At 62.8% G+C, this 19,386-nt stretch carries 5 protein-coding genes; 3 read left to right on the top strand and 2 right to left on the bottom strand.

Annotation, left to right across the window (positions count from 1 at the left end):
- The first annotated feature begins 10 nt into the window (after positions 1-10).
- The 3 genes from ACP7D9_RS25590 (at position 11) to ACP7D9_RS25580 (ending at position 5,256) form a co-directional block, all read left to right on the top strand.
- Positions 11-898, top strand: a complete 888-nt coding sequence (locus ACP7D9_RS25590) for a formylglycine-generating enzyme family protein (RefSeq protein WP_426159977.1) — start codon at positions 11-13, stop codon at positions 896-898.
- A gap of 109 nt (positions 899-1,007) precedes the next feature.
- The gene (locus tag ACP7D9_RS25585) at positions 1,008-2,657 is read left to right on the top strand and encodes a cyclic peptide export ABC transporter (RefSeq protein WP_426159976.1); all 1,650 of its coding nucleotides are present in this window, start codon (positions 1,008-1,010) and stop codon (positions 2,655-2,657) included.
- A 115-nt stretch (positions 2,658-2,772) separates the two neighbouring features.
- Positions 2,773-5,256 (top strand): TonB-dependent siderophore receptor, encoded by a 2,484-nt coding sequence (locus tag ACP7D9_RS25580; protein WP_426159975.1) that lies wholly within the window; start codon positions 2,773-2,775, stop codon positions 5,254-5,256.
- A gap of 776 nt (positions 5,257-6,032) precedes the next feature.
- Here the strand turns inward: ACP7D9_RS25580 and ACP7D9_RS25575 are convergent.
- Both ACP7D9_RS25575 and ACP7D9_RS25570 read right to left on the bottom strand, forming a co-directional pair.
- Complete coding sequence (locus tag ACP7D9_RS25575) at positions 6,033-6,995, bottom strand: alpha/beta hydrolase (RefSeq protein WP_426159974.1); 963 nt, start codon at positions 6,993-6,995, stop codon at positions 6,033-6,035.
- A 69-nt stretch (positions 6,996-7,064) separates the two neighbouring features.
- The gene (locus ACP7D9_RS25570; RefSeq protein WP_426159973.1) at positions 7,065-19,379 is read right to left on the bottom strand and encodes a non-ribosomal peptide synthase/polyketide synthase; all 12,315 of its coding nucleotides are present in this window, start codon (positions 19,377-19,379) and stop codon (positions 7,065-7,067) included.
- Positions 19,380-19,386 lie beyond the last annotated feature (7 nt).

The following is a 19,386-nucleotide window of genomic DNA, read 5'->3' as shown; positions in this document are numbered from 1 at the left end:
GAGACGACCCATGAAAAAGCCTCACGCGTCACTCACCTTCAAAGCCCTGCCCGCACTGGCGCTGAGCGCCCTCTGCGCCGCACTGTTGCCCGGCACCGTGCTGGCAGCTCCAGCGCCCGCTGCGGGCAAAGTGTTCAAGGATTGCAAGGACTGCCCGGAAATGGTCGTGCTGCCGACCGGCAGCTACACCATGGGCACGCCGGATGATGAAGTCGGCCGGCAGCCCGACGAAGGCCCGCTGCACACAGTCACCTTCAGCAAACCGTTGGCTATCAGCCGCTCGCAGGTGCTGGTGGGCGAATGGGACGCCTATGTGCGCGAGACCGGCAACAAGCCTTACGACTTCGATGACCGTCCCGGCCGCCGCTGCACCGCCGGCAAGCCGGAATTCAAACAGACGCCCCGCGACCCGGCGGTGTGCATGAACGTCGCCGAAGCCCAGGGCTACATCGACTGGCTGTCGAAAAAGACCGGCCACGCCTATCGCCTGCAAAGCGAATCGATCCGCGAATACGCCGCTCGTGGCGGCAGCACCGGGCCTTTCCCGTTCCCGTTCGATGAGGGCAAGGATTACCAGATTGCCAAACACGCCAACACTTATGGCGCGGCTGACGGCTACAACTTCACCTCGCCAGCCGGCACCTTCCCGGCCAATGCGTTTGGTGTGTTCGACGCCCACGGCAACGTCTACGAGTGGACCGCCGACTGCTATCACCCGGACTACTCCGGCGTCCCCGCCGACGGTCGCCCATGGACTCAGGAAAACTGCGAACGCCAGGTCATGCGCGGCAACGACTGGGGCGAGGCGCCGATTTTCTCGCGTTCGGGCAACCGCAATAGCAGCTGGCCGACCAGCAAAGGCGACTGGCTGGGCTTTCGCGTAGTGCGCGACCTCTGATCCCGCCCTCGACGAGCGCAGCCGCGCCTGCGCTCGTTTAAAGAAACTCCGCGACCATTCGTTTTCCTTAAGTACCGGCACTCCCTCCGCATCGAAGCAGGAATCCTCCATGACCAAGCCTACGCGTGGGGCGATCAACGAATTGTTCGCCCTGCTCAAGCCCTTCCGCCTGATCGTTTCGGCGTCCATCGTGCTCGGCATGCTCGGCGGCCTGAGCGTCACCGTGCTGCTGGCGACCATCAACAACGCCCTGCATTCCGATGACGGCCTGACCCGCACCGTGGTGATGATCTTTGCCGGCCTCTGTGCTCTGGCCCTGCTGACCACGATCCTGTCGGACATCGGCACCAATTACGTCGGCCAGCACATCATTGCCAAATTGCGCAAAGAGCTGGGAGAGAAAGTCCTGTCGGCGCCGATCGACCAGATCGAACGCTACCGCAGCCATCGCCTGATTCCGGTGCTGACCCACGATGTCGACACCATCAGCGACTTCGCCTTCGCCTTCGCGCCGCTGGCAATTTCCATGACCGTGACCCTCGGCTGCCTCGGCTATCTGGCAATGCTGTCATGGCCGATGTTCCTGATGATGCTGGTAGCCATCGCCATCGGCACCACCATCCAGGCGATTGCACGGGCCAAGGGCATGCGCGGCTTTTACGCCGCCCGCGACTCTGAAGACGAATTGCAAAAGCACTACAACGCGATCGCCGAAGGTGCCAAGGAACTGCGTATCCACCGCCCGCGCCGTCAGCGCATGTTCGTCGCCGGCATTCAGAAAACCGCCGAGAAAATCTGCGACACACAGATAAAATCGATCAACACGTTCGTCATCGCCAAGTCGTTTGGTTCGATGCTGTTTTTCGTGGTCATTGGCATGGCCCTGGCCCTGCAATCGCTGTGGCCGAGTGCCGACAAAGCGGTGATGAGCGGTTTCGTTCTGGTGCTGCTGTACATGAAGGGGCCGCTGGAACACCTGATCAGCACCTTGCCAATCATCAGCCGTGCGCAGATTGCCTTCCGCCGCATCGCCGAACTCAGCGAACAGTTCTCCTCGCCGGAACCGCACCTGCTGCTGCAGGACCAGGGCAGCAAGCCGGCCGCCGTCAACAGCCTGGAACTGCGCAACGTGCGCTACGCCTTCCCGGCCGTGGAAGGCAGCGAACCCTTCCGTCTCGGGCCGGTGAACCTGCGCATCGAACAGGGCGACATCGTGTTCATCGTCGGTGAGAACGGCTGCGGCAAAACCACGCTGATCAAATTGCTCCTGGGCCTGTACGCGCCGACCGAGGGCGAAATCTGCGTCAACGACAAGCCGATCACTGCGGTCAACCGCGACGATTACCGCCAGAACTTCACCACGATCTTCGCCGACTACTACCTGTTCGATGACCTGATTCAGGGCGACCGTGAGGTGCCGCAGGACGCTACGCGCTACCTCGAACGTCTGGAGATCGCGCACAAGGTCAGCGTTCGCGACGGCGCGTTCAGCACCACCGACCTGTCCACCGGCCAGCGCAAACGCCTGGCACTGGTCAATGCCTGGCTCGAAGAGCGGCCGGTGCTGGTGTTCGATGAATGGGCGGCGGATCAGGACCCGACCTTCCGGCGGATCTTCTATACCGAGCTGCTGCCCGACCTCAAGCGTCTGGGCAAAACCATCATCGTGATTTCACACGACGACCGTTACTTCGACGTCGCCGATCAGCTCGTGCGCATGGAGGCCGGCAAGGTCAGAAGCGAACTGCAACCCGCTTGATCGAGGCAGCCGTGGCCAGGCCGGAGAAAAAACTTTTCCGGTTTGCCGCGGCTTCCTCGTCTTAATGAGATGAATAAGAACCATTAACAACTATACCTGCCAAGGTCTTAACCTCATGTCCGCATCCCGTTTCATGCTTCGCCCTCTGACTCGAGCCCTGCTGATGCACGGCGCGACCCGCACTCGCCTGGCCGGTAGCGGCCTGGGTCTGGCACTGACCCTCGCGGCAGCGCCGTATGTCCAGGCCCAGGAATGGACGTTGAACATACCGGCCCAACCGCTGGCCCAGGCCCTGCAGACCCTTGGTCAGCAGACCAGCCTGCAAATCGTCTACAGCCCGGAGAGCCTGCAAGGCCTGCGCTCCAGCGCCCTCAACGGCCGCTATCAGGACGACGAGTCGCTCAAGGCGATGCTCAGCGGCACCGGCATCCGCTATCAGCGTGACGGCAACACCGTCACCGTGCTCGGCCCGGCCGCTGGCGGCAGCGCGATGGAACTGGCGCCGACCAACGTCAACGCCAACCGCCTCGGCGCTACCACCGAAGGCAGCAACTCCTATACCACCGGCGGCGTGACCATCGGCAAGGGCGTGCACTCGCTCAAAGACACACCGCAGTCGGTCACGGTGATGACCCGCAAGATGCTCGATGACCAGAACCTCAACACCATCGAACAGGTAATGGAGAAGACCCCGGGCATCACCGTCTACGACTCGCCCATGGGCGGCAAGTATTTTTACTCGCGCGGTTTCCGCATGACCGGCCAGTACCAGTACGACGGCGTGCCGCTGGATATCGGCAGCAGCTACGTGCAGGCGGACAGCTTCAACAGCGACATGGCCATCTACGACCGCGTGGAAATCCTTCGCGGCGCGGCCGGCATGATGAAAGGCGCGGGCGGCACCGCCGGCGGCGTCAACTTCGTGCGCAAGCGCGGCCAGGACACCCCGCACACGCAGCTGTCGCTGTCGGCCGGGACCTGGGACAACTACCGCGGCCAGGTCGACACCGGCGGCCCGCTGAACGACGCCGGCACTGTCCGTGGCCGCGCCGTGGTGACCCAGCAGACCCGTCAGTATTTCTACGACGTGGCTGAACGCCGCGACCAGATTTACTACGGTGCCCTGGACTTCGACCTCAGCCCTGACACCACCCTCGGTCTGGGCATGGCCTATGAAGATGTCGACGCCACCCCGTGCTGGGGCGGCCTGCCGCGCTACGCCGACGGCTCCGACCTGCACCTGAAACGCTCGACCTGCCTGAACACCGCGTGGAACAACCAACGCAGCAAACGCGCCACCTACTTCGCCGACGTCAAACACCAGTTCAACGATGACTGGTCGCTGAAAGTCGCCGGTGTCTACTCGCGCAACACTCAGGACATGGAATACGCCTTCCCGAGCGGCGCGGTGCCACTGGGCGCCACGGCCACCAACACGCTGATGCTCGGCAGTACCTATGACTACGATCAGCGCGACTACGGTTTCGATGCCTACGTCGATGGCAAATTCGACGCCTTCGGCCAGCAGCACGAACTCACCGTCGGCGCCAATGCCAGCCGTTCGCACAAGGACGACTTCTACGCGGTGGCGGCATTGCCACAGCGTCAGAACGTGTTCAACCCGAACCACCACATCCCGCAGCCGGATGAAAGCTACTACCTGGCCAACGCCTCCCGTGGCGGCCCGGTGGACATGCACATCAAGCAATACGGCGCTTACTCGATCGCCCGCCTGAAACTCGCCGACCCGATGACCCTGGTACTCGGCAGCCGCGTCAGTTGGTACAAGTCCGACACCGACTCGGTGCAGTACTTCCGCGGCGAAGGCACCGAGGTCAACACCCAGTCCACCGAAACCGGCCAGGTCACGCCGTTCGCCGGCCTGCTCTACGACCTCAACGACAATCTGACCGCCTACGCCAGCTACACCGACATTTTCACCCCGCAAGGTTCGTACAAGACCATCGACGGCAGCACGCTCAAGCCGCTGATTGGCCAGAGTTACGAGCTGGGGATCAAGGGTGAGTGGTACGACGGTCGCTTGAACACCACGTTCAACCTGTTCCGCACCATTCAGAAAGACGCGGCCCAGGATGATCTGCGGTGCGCAGACAGTTCCTGCCAGATCAACTCCGGCAAGGTCCGCGCCCAGGGCTTTGAGGCTGAAGTCAGCGGTGAAGTGATCGACCGCCTGCAATTGCTGGCCGGTTATACCTACACCCAGACCAAAGTGCTGGAAGACGCCGATGCTACTCAGGATGGCGCGGTCTACAACTCTTACGTGCCGCGTCACCTGTTGCGCGTCTGGGGTGATTACGCCCTGAGCGGGCCGCTGGACCGTGTGACCATTGGTGCGGGTGTCAATGCGCAGACAGGCACCTACCGGGTTTCGCCTTTTGGCGGAGACAATGTCGACGGCGCGGGTTATGCGGTGTGGAACGGTCGCATTGGTTATCGGATTGACGACACCTGGTCGGTGGCGTTGAACGGCAATAACCTGTTCGACAAGCGTTATTACGCGACCATTGGTACCGAGGGGTTCGGTAACTTCTACGGGGATCCGCGCAATTTTGTGATGTCGGTGAAGGCTGATTTCTGATTTTTTGATTTGAGCTGTGAGAGAGCCCCGCATTGTGAGATGCGGGGCTTTTTGGTTTTGTTTTTTGGGATTGGGAACATATCCGTTGTTGCGGGTGCTGCCGCTGGCGGTTTCGCTCTTACAGCGAGTCACCTTTTTCAAACGCCGGAGTGCCGGCCCAGCAAAAAGGTAACCCAAAAGGCTTTGCCCCGGCGTACGGCCCACTCGCTGGGGCTCGGGGTACCTTCGTTACGGGACCGATCCTGTAACGAAGCCTGCCGAAGGGGAAATAGATCAAGGGCCGGGTCAAAAGCCAAAGCAAAAGCCAGATCAAAAGATCGCAGCCTTCGGCAGCTCCTACAGTTGGATCGCGTGAATTCGATAGGAATTGGTTGCCTCGCAGATCGCCTTCGCGAGCAGGCTCGCTCCCGCAAAAGCAAAAGCAAGGCAGCGCAGCTGCCCGCGGCGAAGCCGCACCACTCAACAATGAGCGTTAGCTCGAGTGCTTTTGATCTATGGGCGACGTCGGAAGGCTGAGTGGAGGGATTGATCCGGGGGTGGGAGCGCAGCGACCGTTCGACGAAGTCGAACACAGCGAGTGTAGGTGCAGCGAAGCAAACCGTAGCCGCTGCGCCCGGATCAGTCCCGGAGCGAAGGGACCCGAGCCTGCGAGGGCCGAACGTAGGAGCTAGCGTTTTTTGCTTACTTTTTTTCTGGGCCGGCATTCCGGGCGCTTGTAAAAAAGTAAGTCGCCGTAAGGGCGAAACCGCCAGCAGCAACACCAAAAAAACGGATATTCACCCAATCCAAAAACCCCGCGCAAGCGCCCCACCAACCCGCAAATAAACCTCCAGAACCCCAGGCACCACCGCCCCCAACCGCAACAAATCATGAGTCAACCCGGCACAAACCTCGACCTCGACCGCCACCCCCTGCCCACGCAGCCTGTCGACATAAGCCTGCCCCTCATCCAGCAACGGATCAAACCCGGCCAATACCACAATAGCCGGCGCAACCCCGCGCAAATCCTCCGCCAGCAACGGCGAAAAACGCCAATCCAGAAAATCCTCCGGCCCACGCGCATAGTGTTGATAAAACCACTCCAGCGTCTCGTTCTCGAGCAAATACCCCTCGCCAAACAACAGCCGCGAATCATGCACCCGCGAAGCATCGGTCACCGGATAACACAACAACTGCACCTTGGGCGCGATAGCCACCGTGTGCGGTTGCCGCACAGCCTGAATCGCCAGCACCGTCGCCAGCGTAGCGCCTGCGCTATCACCGCCAAACGCGACCCGCGAACAATCCAGGCCGAGGCTCGCAGCCTGTTCGGCCAGCCACGACAAAGCGTCTTCGCCATCCTCCAGCGCCGTCGGGAAGCGATGTTCCGGCGCCAGCCGATAACCGACCGAGAGCACCGCACACGGCGTGCGCTGGCAAAACTCGCGGCAGACGTCGTCGTGGGAATCCAGACTGCCAACCACAAATCCGCCACCGTGGAAATACACCAGCACCGGCAGCGGCGATTCAACGCCGTTGGGTCGATACAAACGCAACGCCAGCGCCGCGCCGTCCCGGGCCATTGTTTCGATTTCCGTGACTTCAAGGTCCTGCGGCGCCGGCCAGCGCAATTGCGCGGTGGTCTGTTCGAATGTAGCGCGGGCTTCGCTCGGGCTCAGTTGGTGCATGGCCGGCAGGCCGGCGTCCTGGCTGTCTTGCGCCAGGTCGAGGAAAGCTTCCAGATCAGGGTGTAACGACATCGATAAAAATCCTTGTATCCGCAATAGGACGGGCGCGCCTGGGCAGCGCCCGCGCAAAAGACCGGGCGATCAGCCCGCCCGTGCCATGCAATGCTCGATCAACGCTTCAAGCTCACGCTGGTAATCGCTCATCAGCGCATCCATGGTGCCGGCGCGGTAACGCTGGCTGCTGTAGATGCAGCGCAAGGCCAATTGCCCGTCATAGACCTGGCCGACAATTTCCAGCCAGTTGCCCAGGTTCGCCTTGAGGCTGTAGTTGTCGCCGGTCTCTTCCAGTGCCGGCACCAGCAACGCCTGTGCATCGAAGCTCTGGTCGAACTGCCCGAGGTAGTTGAACGTCACCCGTGCCTGCGGCAATGCAGCCAGTTGCGCCGAGATGTCCGGCCCGGCCAGATGACGCAGCACGCCGTAGCCGATGCCCTTCTGCGGTACGCCCGCCAGTTGCGCCTGCACATCGATGATCGATTGGCCGATGTCGTCGCTGTCCGGGCGCAAACGCACCGGGAACATGCTGGTGAACCAGCCGAGGCTGCGGCTCAGGTCGATCGACTCGAAAAGGTCTTCGCGACCGTGACCTTCGAGCAGGATCAGCGCCGACGGCTGCTCGCTCCAGCGACACAGCGCGCGGCTGAGCGCTGACAACAGCAGGTCGTTGATCTGCGTGCCGTACACCGCCGGGGCCTGTTTGAGCAGTTGTTCGGTGTGCTCGCGGGACAGCTTGAGCCGTGCCTGCGCCTGTTGCCGCACGAGGTTTTTGCCGCGCGGGTTATCGCACGGCAGATCAACGCCCGGTTGATCCAGTTGCTCCAGCCAATAGCTCAATTCCTGCTCGGCAATCACCGGCGCCTGCACCTGCAATGCCTCGGCAAACGAACGATAACTGCTGGTACGAATCGGCAGTTGCGGCACCAGCCCCTGCACGCACGCCTCATAAGCGACTTTCAGGTCGTCGAGCAGAATCCGCCACGACACGGTGTCGACCACCAGGTGATGAATCACCACCAGCAACCGCGCCTGACCATCCGGCAACGCCACATGCATGACCCGCCAGACCGGCCCGTCATCGAGTTTGAGGCTGCGCTGCGCGAGGTTGGCCAAGACTTCGACCTCTTCGCTGCTTTGCGCTTCACGGCGCCACAGCACAGCCTCGTCGGAGGCGCTGGTGCTGTAGCGCTGCAACCAGCGCCCGCCGTCGTTGGAAAAACGCAGGCGCAGCGAATCGTGATGCTGTTCGATCAAGCCCAGCGCCTGTTCCAGTGCATCGAGATCCAGCGGCTGACGTGCGCTGAGCAGCAACGACTGGTTGTAGTGATGCGCCTCGGCCATGCCTTCGGCGAAGAACCATTGCTGGATCGGCAGCAAATTGAACGCGCCTTCTGCGGCAACCTGAGTCAAATCCGGCAACGCTTGCCCAGCGCCCTCCTTCGCTACTTGCTGCTCGACGATGCCGGCGATGGTTTGATAGCGCATCAGATCGCGCAGCTTCAGCTCCATCTGCAGCGTCGGGTGATTTCTCACCCGCGAGATCACTTGCAGGCTGAGGATCGAGTCGCCGCCCAGTTCAAAGAAGTTATCGCTGATACCGACCTGCTCGACCTGCAACACCTGCGCCCAGATTTCCGCCAACAGGCTTTCCTGCTCGCTGCGCGGGGCAACATATTCGTCGCTTTTGAATTGCGGCTCCGGCAGGGCCTTGCGATCAAGTTTGCCGTTGGGCGTGACCGGGAACGCGCTGAGGCAGACGATCTGCGCCGGCACCATGTATTCGGGGAGCGAAGCGCGCAGCCCGGCCTTGAGTTCATCACCGATATCATCGCCAGTGGCGGTGACCACGTAACCGATCAGTTGCTTGCCGGACGCATTGTCGCGGGCAATCACCAGCGCATCGCTGACCGTCGGCAACTGACGCAGGCTGGCCTCGACTTCGCCCAGCTCGATGCGGAAGCCGCGCACCTTGACCTGATGGTCGATGCGCCCGACGTAATCCACTACGCCGTCCGCGCGACGACGCACCAGATCGCCGCTGCGGTACAGGCGCTCGCCAGGGGCAAACGGGTTGGGCACGAAGCGCTCGCCGGTCAGATCGGGGCGCCCGTAGTAACCGCGAGCGACACCGAAACCGCCGATGTACAACTCACCGGCAAAACCCGGCGGCAGCGGATTCAGATCGTCGTCCAGCACGTACAGCGAACGCGCACCGACCGCGCGGCCGATCGGCGCGTACGCCGCTTCGCACTGCTGGCTGACGGCGACTTTCCAGAGCATCGGCGTGACCACGGTTTCGGTCGGGCCGTAGCCGTTGGTGAAGTAGTGCGGACGCAACGCGGCTTTGACCTGTTCGAAGGTCTGCTCCGGCACCGCATCGCCACCGAAGCAGTAGATGCGCACCGGCGGCGGCGCAATGCCGCTGGCTGCCGCGTACTCGGCCAGTTGCTTGAGATAGGCCGGCGGGAAGCAGGCAATGGTCACACCGTAATCATGCAGGGCCTGATAAGTCTGCTCCGGCGTCCACAGGCATCCGTCGCGAATCACCAGCCGACCGCCGCTGTACAAGGTACTCAGCCAGCGTTCGTGGGCACCATCGAAGGCGAACGACATAAAGTGCAATTCACAACTGCTCGCGTCCATTTCGTACAGCTCGGCGATGGCCTGGCAGTGCATGCTCAGCGGGCCTTGGGTGACGGCCACGCCCTTCGGCCGCCCGGTGGAACCAGAGGTGTAAACCAGATAGGCCAGGCTCTGCTCGTGAACATCGCAGATCGGGGCGGCATCGCTGTAACGGCTGCGATCGAGCTGATCGATTTCCAGGCGCAGCACGCCATGCGGCGCCGGTATCGTCGCGCGCAGGCTGGTTTGCGTCAGCAGCAGGGCCATGCGCGAATCTTCGATCATGTAGGCCAGACGCTCCGGCGGATAATCGATATCCAGCGGCACGTATGCGGCACCGCTCTTGAGCACGGCGAGCAAGCTCACCAGCATTTCCAGCGAACGCGGCAACGCCACGCCGATCACCACTTCCGGCCCGGCACCGTGGGCGATCAGGCACTGCGCGAGTCGATTGGCCTGTCGCTCAAGCTCTGCGTAGCTCAGGCTCTCGCCCGCGCATTGCACTGCGATCGCGTCGGGTTGCTGTTGCGCATGATGGCTGATCAGCTGCGGCAACAGCGGCGGCGCGTGGCGGTGCGCCGGCTCGGCGCTCCAGGCCTGCGCCGCGTGCCATTGTTCGGCGGATAGACGCTGCAGATTGCCCAGCCGCTCATACGGCGCGGCCATCATCGCCGCGAGGGTGTTTTCCAGAGTCAGGCGAATGCCTTCTACCGCTTCGGCGCTGAAGTGGCTGCGCAGGTACAGGTACTCGATCGACAACTCATCGCCGAGCATCACCGCAAGGTCCATCGGCACGTTGGTCACGCCGTGGCCGATGGATTTGCCGAAGGTCAGCCCGGTGTCGGTTTCTTCCTGCAGGCGCTCGTCGATCGGGAAGTTTTCGAACACCACGATGCTGTCGAACAGCGCCTGACCACCGAGGTTCGACCAGCGCTGTACATCGGCCAGCGGTGCCTGGGAGTAATCGCGGATGTCGAGGTTGTAGGCCTGCACCTCACCCAGCCAGTCGGCCAGACGCTGATCGGCCTGCGGGGTCTGAATGATCGGCAGGGTGTTGATGAACAGGCCGAGCATGTTGCCGACATTCGGCAGGCTTTCCGGACGCCCCGACACGGTGGCGCCGAAGGTCACCGTCTGCTGGCCGGTGTAGCGCTGCAATAGCAGCAACCATGCGCCCTGGATCAGCGTGTTGGGGGTGATGCGCAAGTCGCGGCAGAACTCCAGCAGGCGCGCGGTTTGCGCCTTGTCCCAGTTCGAATAGAGCGCATCGTGACCCGTAACCTCGGCGCTGTGGCGCGGGTGCATCGCCTGGCTCAGCGCAGTCGGTTCGTTGACCACCGCCAGACGCGCCTTCCAGAACAGCTCTTGCGCATCCTGATCCTGCGCCTGCAACCAAGCGATGAAATCGCGATAGCGGCCGTTTTCGCCAGTCACCTGGCCTGTGGAGTAGTACTGCAAGACCTCGCCGAACAGCCGCGAGCTGCTCCAGCCGTCCATCAGAATGTGATGGCTGGTCCAGATCATCTGGTACTGCTCGTCGCGCAGATGCAGCAGGGTCACCCGCTGCAATCGCGCTTCGGCCAGGTCGAAGCCCAGCGCGCGGTCGGCGCTGGCGAATTCGGCAATCGCCGCCTCGCTGCAGTCCTGGCCACGCCAATCGAGCACCTGCATCTGCAACGGCGCATGGCGATGCACCACCTGCAGCGGCTTGGCCAGCCCATCCTGCCAATGGAAACTGGTGCGCAGGATCGCCTGACGCACAATGATGAATTCCCAGGCCTGGCGGAAGCGCTCAACGTCGAGGCCCTTGATCGGCAGGCTGACCTGTTGCACATAAAGGCTGCTGCCGTTATCCGACAGCGTATGGAAAAGCATGCCTTCCTGCATCGGCGACAGCGGGTAGACGTCTTCAATCAGCTGCGCGGGTACCGGCAAGGCGTCGAGCTGCGCCTGATCCAGCTGCGCCAACGGGTAGTCGGCAGCGCTGGCAGATTGCGCGTCTTCAAGCGAAACCACTGCGGCGAGTTTCTGCACCGTCTGCTGCTGGAACAGGTCTTTGGGCGTGAAGCAAATGCCTTGCTGACGCGCGCGGCTGACCAACTGGATCGAGATGATCGAATCACCGCCAAGGGCGAAGAAATTGTCGGTCACGCCGACCTGCTCGATCTTCAGAATGTCCTGCCAGACCTCGGCCAGCTGCTGCTCCAGCGGCGTCGACGGCGCGACGTAATCGCGTTGCGCCTGGCTGGCATCCGGTGCCGGCAAAGCCTTGCGATCAAGTTTGCCATTGGGTGTCAGCGGCAATTGTTCGAGGAACAGCCAGTGCGCCGGCACCATGTAGTCCGGCAGATGCGCCTTGAGCCCGGCTTGCAGCGCAGTGCTCAGTTCATCCAGTTGCGCAAGGCTCTGATCGGCCTCGGCCGGCACCACGTAAGCCACCAGTTGCTGGCCACCAACACCGTCCACCGCCAACACCACGCCTTCGCGCACGCTGGCCTGGGCCAGCAGACGCGCTTCGATTTCGCCCAGTTCGATACGCAAGCCGCGCACCTTGACCTGATGGTCGATGCGGCCGACGTATTCGATACGGCCGTCATCGGTGAAACGCGTCAGGTCGCCAGTGCGGTACATGCGCTCGCCGTTGCTCGCCAACGGGTTGGGCACGAAACGCTCGGCCGTCAGGCCCGGGCGCAACAGATAGCCACGCGTGATGCCCTCACCGGCCAGATACAGCTCAGCCGCGACGTTAAGCGGCGCAGCCTGCAACTGCTCATCGAGCAGGTACGCGGTGGTGTTGCGCAACGGCCGGCCGATATTGGCCCGGCCACCGAGTTCGCGGCGGGTCCAGGTCGAATACGTGGTGTCTTCGGAAGGCCCGTACAGGTCGTAAACGTGGGCAACCGAAGTCTCCCGGTACAAGGTGTCGACCAGCGCCTGCTTGAGCGGCTCGCCGGCCAGATTGATGATGCGTACGCCCGGCGGGATCTGGCCGATGCGTTGCAACGCAGCAATTGCCGACGGCACGGTGTTGATCAGGCGCACCTGAGCACGCTCGGGCAGGTCCGGCAGCTCAAGGGCATTGCGCGCCATGACGATGGATCCGCCACGCGCCAGGGTGACGAAGATCTCCCACACCGACAGGTCGAAGCACACCGACGTCGAGGCCAGCACGCCTTGCAGATCGTCCTCGCGGTAGACCTCGGCGGACCAGTGAATCAGCGCCTGCACGTTGCGGTGGGCAATGGCCACGCCTTTCGGTTTGCCGGTGGAACCGGAGGTGTAGATCACGTAGGCCAGATTGGCCGAGTCGGCCCGCGCCGGCAGGTTGTCCGGGGCCTGCGCGGCAAACGCCTCGCCACCGGCCTCGACCAGCACCACTTGGGCTTCAGTGGACGGCAGTTGCGCCAGCAACGCTTGCTGGGTCAGCAGGACTTTCGCCTGGCTGTCATCGAGCATGTAGGCCACGCGGTCGGCCGGGTAGTCCGGGTCCAGCGGCACGTAGGTGCCACCGGCCTTGAGCACTGCCATCAGGGCGATCACCAATTCCGCCGAACGCGGCATCGCGACGCCGACGCGCACTTCGGCGGTGACACCCAGCGTCAACAAATGCCGCGCCAGCTGATTCGCCCGCCGGTTCAGTTCGCCATAGCTCATAGCCACGCCGGCATGACTCAGCGCCAGTGCCTGCGGATGCGCCGCGACCCGTGCTTCAAAGCTCTGCGAGATCAACCGCTCGGCCGGATAAGCCGCGTGATTGTCGTTCCACTGCGCCAGCGTCTGACGCTCGGCCAGCGGCAGCAGGCCGATCTCGCCGAGGGCCCGCTGCGGCGCCTCGATAAATTGCTCGAGCACTTCGCGCAAATGCGCCGCCAGGCCGAGCACGCTGCGTTCGGCAAAGTGCTCGGTGAGGTAGTTGAAATCGAGGTTGAGCACCTCGCTGGCGCCAGCGATCAGGGTCAGGCCGTAGTTGGTCTGCTCGCGATGCTCCAGGCCGGAAAAGCGCAGCCCGCCCGGATTGGCCTCCAGCGCTTCGGACACCGGGTAGTTCTCGAACACCAGCAAGGTGTCGAACAACGCTTCGCCACTCAACGCCGCCAAACGCTGAATGTCCTGCAGCGGCGTCTGTTCGTAGTCGCGCAACAACAGGTTTTTGTCCTGCACGCTACGCACCCAGTCACCGGCGCTGAGGCTGGCCTGCGGGCTGGCGATCACCGGCAAAGTGTTGATGAACAGCCCCAGTTGCTCCTCGATGCCCGGCAAATCCACCGGACGCCCGGATACCGTCGCGCCAAACGCCACCGTGGCTTGTCCGGTGTAGCGCTGCAACACCAGCAGCCATGCCGCTTGCACCAGACTGTTGAGGGTCACCTGTTGCTGACGGGAGAATGCGTTCAGACGCTGGGTGAATGCTTCATCGAAATGCAGACGATGCATCTGTTTGCCCGGCCCCGGCACGGTGCGTCCGTGGCAGGCCGACGCCAGTCGGGTCGGCTCGTCGAGTTCGGCCAGTTGCCCGCGCCAGAAGTCCTGCGCGGCCGCCTTGTCCTGGCCCTGCAGCCAGAGCAGAAAATCCCGATAGCGGCCCTGCGCGCTCGGCACCGGCTGGCCGGCGTAATCCTGCAGCACTTCGCCGAACATCCGCGAGTTGCTCCAGCCATCCATGAGGATGTGGTGGCAGGTGAAAATCAACCGATGGCGGTCGTCGGCAGTGCGCAGCAGGCACAGGCGCAACAGCGGCGGATTGTGCAGATCGAAGCCACGTTCGCGGTCGGCCTGCGCGCGTGCTTCGAGCACCGCCGGCAGATCAGCGACATCGCGCACATCGATTTCCGGCATTTCCAGAGTCAGTTGGCGGTTGATCACTTGCAACGGTGCATCGAGGCCATCACGCCCCCAAATGAAACCGGCGCGCAGCACTTCATGGCGATCGACCACGCGCTGCCAGGCTTGCTGGAACCGCGCAACGTCAAGGCCGTCGATGTCCAGCAGCATCTGATAGACGTAGGCGCTGGCGTCCGCGTCGTACAGGCTGTGGAACAGAATGCCTTGCTGCATCGGCGCCAGCGGATAAATATCCTCGATGCGCTGGGCGGCGATCGGCAGGCTGTCCAGATGCACCTGGGACAAACCGGCCAGCGGCACGTCGGACGGCGTCAAGCCGCCCGCATGGCTGAGGCAGTGGTCGATCAATTCACTCAGTGCCACTTCGTAGGCACGGGCCAGCGCGGCGATGGTCGCCTCGTCGAAGACATCGCTGCTGTAAGTCCAGGTCAGGCTCAACTGGCCCTGATAAACCCGGCCATCGATGGTCAGCCAGTTAGCCATCGGCGCGTTTGCGTCCTGACCGGCGCCCTTGTCCTCGGTGGCCGGCCGCCACAGGGCGTCTTCATCGAAGTTGTTGTCGAACTGGCCGAGGTAGTTGAACGTCACTTGCGGTTGCGCCAGTTCATACAGCGCCGCTTGTGCGTCGGGCGTACCAAGATAACGCAGCAAACCGTAGCCGATGCCCTTGTTGGGGATCGCGCGCAGTTGTTCCTTGATGCCTTTGATCGAAGTTTCCAGACTTGCATGTGGCGTCAGGCGCACCGGGAACATGCTGGTGAACCAGCCCACGGTGCGGCTCAAATCGATGTCATCGAAGAGGTCTTCGCGGCCATGACCTTCCAGTTGCACCAGCGCACTGTCGCTGGCGGTCCACTCACACAACACCCGCGCCAGTGCGGTCAGCAGCAGGTCGTTGACCTGCGTGCGATAGATCGCCGGGGCCTGTTGCAGTAATTGGCGGGTACGCTCGGCATCCAGCCGCGTGTCGACGCTGCGTTCGAAGCGGTTGTTCAACTGGCCCTGCGGATTATCCAGCGGCAAACCTGGCGGCGCGTCGCGCAACTGCTCGCGCCAATAGACCAACTCGCTTTCCAGCGCAGCACTGCGCGCGTGTTCTTGCAGGCGCGAGCCCCAGTCCTTGAACGCACTGGTTTTGGCCGGCAGATGCACGCTCTGCCCGCTGCTGATCTGCTGATAGGCGCTTTGCAGATCTTCCAGCAGGATGCGCCACGACACGCCGTCGACCACCAGGTGATGAATCACCAGCAACAGCCGCTGACTGGCGTCCGGCAATTCGACCAGCGCCGCGCGGATCAGCGGGCCGTTTTGCAGGTCGAGGCTGCGTTGCAGGTCCAGGCACAGCGCTGGCAATGCGGCGCTGTCGTCCAGCGTGAAAGTGCGCAATAACGCTGGTGGCTGATCCGCCGCACCGTGGCTTTGCTGCCAGCCCCGCTCGGTTTGGCGATAACGCAGACGCAAGGCGTCATGCTGTTTTTGCACCTGCGCCAGGGCCTGTTGCAGCGCGGCGGCTTGCAGGGTTTTCGCCGGGGTTAGCAGAATCGACTGGTTCCAGTGATGCCGCGCGGGGATGTCGCTGTGGAAAAAATACTGCTGGATCGGCGTCAGCGGCGCGTCGCCAAGCACCTCGCCCTGCTGCGTTTGCACGGCGTCGCTTTGTTGCGCGACGGTGGCCAGACGCTGCACGGTCTGGTGCTGAAAAATGTCCTTGGGCGTAAAGCGAATGCCGGCCTGCCGCGCCCGGCTGACCACTTGAATCGAGATGATCGAGTCGCCGCCCAGCTCGAAAAAGTTGTCGTGCAGGCCGACACGTTCGACCTTGAGCACGTCTTGCCAGATCTCGGCCAGACGCTGTTCCAGTTCACTGCGCGGTGCTGCGTAAGCCTCTTGCACCTGGGCAACATCCGGCGGCGGCAGTTGCTTGCGATCGAGTTTGCCGTTGGCGGTCAGCGGCAGTCGTTCGAGGAACGCCCAACTGACCGGAACCATGTAATCGGGCAGGGTTTCGCGCAGGTGCGCCTTGACCGAATCGCGCAGCGCGCCCTGCTCGTCCGCGTTCAATGTCTCGACCGGCACGACCCAGCTCGCCAGTTGCTGTCCACTGAGGCCGTCCACCGCCAGCACCACCGCTTCGCGCACCTGTGGATGCTTGAGCAGTTGCGCTTCGATTTCACCGAGCTCGATGCGGAAACCACGGATCTTCACTTGGTGGTCGATACGGCCGATGTACTCGATCACCCCGTCGCCGCGCAGGCGTGCGAGGTCGCCGGTACGGTACAGACGCTCGCCTGCCTTGCGGTTGAACGGGTCGGGCACGAAGCGGGTGGCGCTCATCCCGGCCTGATTCAGATAACCACGGGCCAGACCGGCACCGGCGATGTACAACTCACCGATGCAGCCTTGCGGCACCAGGTTGAGCGAACTGTCAAGCAAGTACCACGACAGGTCGACAATCGGCGCGCCGATCGGGCTGCTGTGGTGGCTGTGCAGATCGGCCAGCGACAACGGTCGGTAAGTCACGTGCACGGTGGTTTCGGTGATGCCGTACATGTTGATCAGCGTCGGCGCGCGGTCGCCAAACCGCTCAAACCACGGCCGCAGATTCTGTACTTCCAAAGCCTCGCCGCCGAACACCACGTAACGCAGGGCGTTGCTGCGGCTCGATTCGCAGGCGACCTGCATCAGCGGCTTGAATGCCGACGGCGTCTGGTTCAACACCGTGACATTTTCATCACACAGCAGTGTGTAGAAATCCTCCGGCGAACGGCTGACATCGTGTGGCACCACCACCAGTTTGCCGCCATACAACAGCGCGCCGAAAATCTCCCACACCGAAAAGTCGAACGCGTAGGAATGGAACAGCGTCCAGCTGTCCTGCGGGCCGAAATCGAACCAGTGCTCGGTGGCGCTGAACAGGCGCATCACGTTGCCGTGCGCCAGCAACGCGCCCTTGGGTTTGCCGGTAGAGCCGGAGGTGTAGATGACGTAGGCCAGATTGTCCGGTGTGGTCAGGCAAGGCGGGTTGCCGGCGATGCCGTGTTCCGGCGCGTGATCCAGATCGAGGCACAGCAGCCCCGGCGGCAGCGGCAATTGCCCGAGCAAATGGCCTTGGGTCAGCAGCAACTGGATGCCGCTGTCGTCGATCATGAAGCTCAGGCGGTCATCCGGGTAGCTTGGGTCCAGCGGCACATAGGCACCGCCGGCCTTCAGCACCGCGACAATGGCGACGATCATGTCCAGCGAACGCTCGACCGCAACGCCGACGCGCACGTCCGGGCCGACGCCCTGCTCGATCAGCGTATGCGCCCACTGGTTGGCGCGGTGATTGAGTTCGGCGTAAGTCAGGCATTGCCCGGCAAAGCTCACCGCCACCGTATCGGCATGCCGCTCGGCCTGGGCCTCGATGGCTTGCTGGATACACGGCATCAGCGGTTGTTCGATCAGCGGCGGATTCCATTGCGCCAACAGCTGTTGCTGCTGGCCGGCGTCGAGCATCGGCAACTGGCCGATGCGCTGGCTTGCCTCGGCAACGATCGCTTGCAACAGCGCAATCCAGTGTTGCGCCAGGCGCTCGATGGTCGCTGCGTCGAACAGGTCAGTAGCGTACTTGAGCACGGCTTCGATGCCGTGGGCCTGTTCGGTGGTGTTGAGGGTCAGGTCGAACTGCGCGGTGTGGCTCTGCCATTCCAGCGGTTCGATGTTCAGGCCGTTCAGGCGTGTCGCGACGCTCGCGCGGCGCTCGGCCTGGTGGTTGAACATGACCTGGAACAGCGGGCTGTGGCTGAGGCTGCGGCCCGGTTCCAGCGCTTCGACCAGTTGCTCAAACGGCAAGTCCTGATGCGCCTGCGCCTCCTGCGCCGTCTGTTTGACCTGACGCAGCAGCTCGACAAACGGCAGCTCCGCGTCGATGTCCGCCTTGAGCACCTGGGTGTTGACGAAGAAACCGATCAGGCGCTCGATTTCTACCCGGCCACGGTTGGCCACCGGCACGCCGACACGGATATCGCTCTGCCCGCTGTAGCGATGCAGCAAAGCCTGAAACGAGGCCAGCAGCAACACGAACAGGGTGACGTTTTCCTGCCGGGCAAAATCCTTGAGGGCACTGCTCAGCGCCGGGTCGAGAATCAGGTTATGGCTGGCGCCGGCGAAGCTCTGCTCGACTGCGCGTGGGCGATCCAGCGGCAGTTCCAGCACCGGTTGTTCGCCGCCGAGTTTTGCCTGCCAGTAGGCCAGTTGCCGCTCCTGCTCACCAGCCTCCATCCAGTGGCGCTGCCACAAGGCGTAATCGGCGTATTGAATCGGCAGCGCCGGCAGACCGGCGTCGTGACCGAGGTTGAAACCGGCGTAGAGCTGCACCAGCTCCTCGATCATCACTTGCAGCGACCAGCCATCGGAAACGATGTGGTGCAGGGTCAGCACCAGCACATGCTCATCAGGGTTGACCTGCAGCAACGCGGCACGCAGCAGCGGGCCGTGCTGCAGATCGAAAGTCTTTTGGCTCTGGGTCTGGACGAAAGCCTGGATCGAGTGCTCCGGGTCATTCGCCAGATCAGCGCTCAGGTGATGAGCCTCCAACGCAAAAGGTCCTGCGGGCAGAACCACTTGCAAGGGTTGCGCGCTGTCTTGAGAGAACACCGTGCGCAAGGTTTCGTGGCGCTCGATCAGCGCCGCGATGCTGCGTTCCAGCGCCGGCACATCGAGCGGGCCCTGCAAGCGCAGGGCCGTCGGAATGTTGTAGGCCGCGCTGTGCGGAGCCCACTGCCAGAGAAACCACTGGCGCTGCTGAGCGTAGGACAGCAGCAACGGCTCTTCAGCCGTGCGCTTGAAAACCGGGGCAATGTCAAAGAGGTTGACGCCTTTCTGCTTGAGCAGAACCGCCAGAGCCTTTCTTTGCTTAGCCGAAAGTTGTCCTACCGACTCGATTAACTCTTGCACGCGTTTT

The organism is Pseudomonas sp. TSRC2-2 (assembly GCF_049897785.1).
Lineage (GTDB): Bacteria > Pseudomonadota > Gammaproteobacteria > Pseudomonadales > Pseudomonadaceae > Aquipseudomonas.
Note: the sequence above shows the minus strand (reverse complement) of the source record. Positions and strands in the feature narration are given on the sequence as shown.

Coding starts and splice junctions, on each gene's coding strand:
- ACP7D9_RS25590 (WP_426159977.1), top strand. CDS start 11: ATGAAAAAGCCTCACGCGTCACTCACCTTCAAAGCCCTGCCCGCACTG.
- ACP7D9_RS25585 (WP_426159976.1), top strand. CDS start 1,008: ATGACCAAGCCTACGCGTGGGGCGATCAACGAATTGTTCGCCCTGCTC.
- ACP7D9_RS25580 (WP_426159975.1), top strand. CDS start 2,773: ATGTCCGCATCCCGTTTCATGCTTCGCCCTCTGACTCGAGCCCTGCTG.
- ACP7D9_RS25575 (WP_426159974.1), bottom strand. CDS start 6,995: ATGTCGTTACACCCTGATCTGGAAGCTTTCCTCGACCTGGCGCAAGAC.